This is a genomic window from Methyloterricola oryzae (assembly GCF_000934725.1).
GTDB classification, from domain to species: domain Bacteria; phylum Pseudomonadota; class Gammaproteobacteria; order Methylococcales; family Methylococcaceae; genus Methyloterricola; species Methyloterricola oryzae.
Window position 1 is genome coordinate 2,501 of the sequence record NZ_JYNS01000046.1, and the last position, 2,788, is coordinate 5,288.

Annotated in this window: 2 rRNA genes (1 of these 2 only partly in view); both read left to right on the forward strand. The window is 53.4% G+C overall.

What is annotated here, in order from left to right:
• Positions 1–2,489: ribosomal RNA gene (locus EK23_RS20965) — 23S ribosomal RNA — on the forward strand; it begins 403 nt to the left of the window's first position.
• A 138-nt stretch (positions 2,490–2,627) separates the two neighbouring features.
• Positions 2,628–2,740 (forward strand): 5S ribosomal RNA (gene rrf / locus EK23_RS20970).
• Positions 2,741–2,788: the final 48 nt, after the last annotated feature.

A 2,788-nucleotide genomic window follows, 5' to 3' on the forward strand; every position in this document is an offset into this window, starting at 1 on the left:
ATCCTCCAAGGCTAAATACTCCTGACCGACCGATAGTGAACCAGTACCGTGAGGGAAAGGCGAAAAGAACCCCGGAGAGGGGAGTGAAATAGAACCTGAAACCGTATGCGTACAAGCAGTGGGAGCCGACTTTGTTCGGTGACTGCGTACCTTTTGTATAATGGGTCAGCGACTTACATTTTGTGGCGAGCTTAACCGGATAGGGGAGGCGTAGCGAAAGCGAGTCTGAATAGGGCGATTGAGTCGCAAGGTGTAGACCCGAAACCGGGCGATCTATCCATGACCAGGCTGAAGGTTAGGTAAAACTGACTGGAGGGCCGAACCGGGATCTGTTGAAAAAGATTCGGATGAGTTGTGGATCGGAGTGAAAGGCTAATCAAGCTCGGAGATAGCTGGTTCTCCTCGAAAGCTATTTAGGTAGCGCCTCATGTATCACCCTCGGGGGTAGAGCACTGTTACGGCTAGGGGGTCATCCCGACTTACCAAACCGTTGCAAACTCCGAATACCGAGGAGTGCGAGCATGGGAGACACACGGCGGGTGATAAGGTCCGTCGTGAAAAGGGAAACAGCCCAGACCGCCAGCTAAGGTCCCAAAATCATGGCTCAGTGGAAAACGATGTGGGAAGGCACAGACAGCCAGGAGGTTGGCTTAGAAGCAGCCATCCTTTAAAGAAAGCGTAATAGCTCACTGGTCGAGTCGGCCTGCGCGGAAGATTCAACGGGGCTCAAGCCATGTACCGAAGCTGCGGATTCATCCTTTGGATGAGTGGTAGAGGAGCGTTCCGTACGCCTGTGAAGGTCAATCGTAAGGTTGGCTGGAGGTATCGGAAGTGCGAATGCTGACATAAGTAACGATAAAACGGGTGAAAAACCCGTTCGCCGAAAGCCCAAGGTTTCCTGCGCAACGCTAATCGGCGCAGGGTTAGTCGGCACCTAAGGCGAGGCCGAAAGGCGTAGTCGATGGAAAACCGGTTAATATTCCGGTACCTGTTACAACTGCGATGGGGTGACGGAGAAGGCTAGGTCAGCCGGAGATTGGTAGTTCCGGTTTAAGCATGTAGGGAGTGGAATCAGGCAAATCCGGTTTCACAATCCTGAGGTGTGATGACGATCCTGCTTGCAGGAGAAGTGATTGATGCCACGCTTCCAAGAAAAACCTCTAAGCATCAGGTTGTAGTGGGCCGTACCAGAAACCGACACAGGTGGGCAGGGTGAAAATCCCAAGGCGCTTGAGAGAACTCGGGTGAAGGAACTAGGCAAAATGATACCGTAACTTCGGGAGAAGGTATGCCTCTTGTACGTGAAGTGACTTGCTCATGGAGCGGAAGGAGGTTGCAGTGAAACGGTGGCTGCGACTGTTTATTAAAAACACAGCACTCTGCAAACACGAAAGTGGACGTATAGGGTGTGACGCCTGCCCGGTGCCGGAAGGTTAATTGATGGGGTCAGCCGCAAGGCGAAGCTCTTGATCGAAGCCCCGGTAAACGGCGGCCGTAACTATAACGGTCCTAAGGTAGCGAAATTCCTTGTCGGGTAAGTTCCGACCTGCACGAATGGCGTAACGATGGCCACACTGTCTCCACCCGAGACTCAGTGAAATTGAACTTGCTGTGAAGATGCAGTGTACCCGCGGCTAGACGGAAAGACCCCGTGAACCTTTACTATAGCTTTGCACTGGACTTTGAATCGACTTGTGTAGGATAGGTGGGAGGCTGTGAAACTCGGACGCCAGTTCGGGTGGAGCCAACCTTGAAATACCACCCTGGTCTATTTGGAGTTCTAACCTAGGTCCGTTATCCGGATCGGGGACCGTGCATGGTGGGTAGTTTGACTGGGGCGGTCTCCTCCCAAAGCGTAACGGAGGAGCACGAAGGTGCGCTCAGCGTGGTCGGAAATCACGCACAGAGTGTAAAGGCAAAAGCGCGCTTGACTGCGAGTCAGACACGACGAGCAGGTACGAAAGTAGGTCTTAGTGATCCGGTGGTTCTGAATGGAAGGGCCATCGCTCAACGGATAAAAGGTACTCCGGGGATAACAGGCTGATACCGCCCAAGAGTTCATATCGACGGCGGTGTTTGGCACCTCGATGTCGGCTCATCACATCCTGGGGCTGTAGCCGGTCCCAAGGGTATGGCTGTTCGCCATTTAAAGTGGTACGCGAGCTGGGTTTAGAACGTCGTGAGACAGTTCGGTCCCTATCTGCCGTGGGCGTTGGAGATTTGAGGGAAGTTGCTCCTAGTACGAGAGGACCGGAGTGAACGAACCGCTGGTGTTCCGGTTGTCATGCCAATGGCATTGCCGGGTAGCTATGTTCGGACAGGATAACCGCTGAAAGCATCTAAGCGGGAAGCCCCTCCCAAGATGAGATCTCCCTGGGACCTTGAGTCCCCTGAAGGGCCCTGGTAGACCACCAGGTTGATAGGTTGGGTGTGGAAGCGCAGTAATGTGTGAAGCTAACCAATACTAATTGCCCGTGAGGCTTGACCATATAACACCCAAGGCGTTTGAGTCTTGGCTGTTGACAACTCACAGACGCGTGTACGTTTCCCAAAGCCCTTTCCCAACGGAAAGAGGCACGGTGAGAGAAAGCCTCACCACAATTTAGCTCGAGCGAGCAACCAGTTTGCCTGGTGGCCAGAGCGAGCGGGAACCACCCGATCCCATCCCGACCTCGGAAGTGAAACCGCTTAGCGCCGATGATAGTGTGGACCCCCATGCGAAAGTAGGGAACTGCCAGGCTCTTAATCCAAAAACCCCTCCCTCTAAAACAGGTAGGGGTTTTTTTTT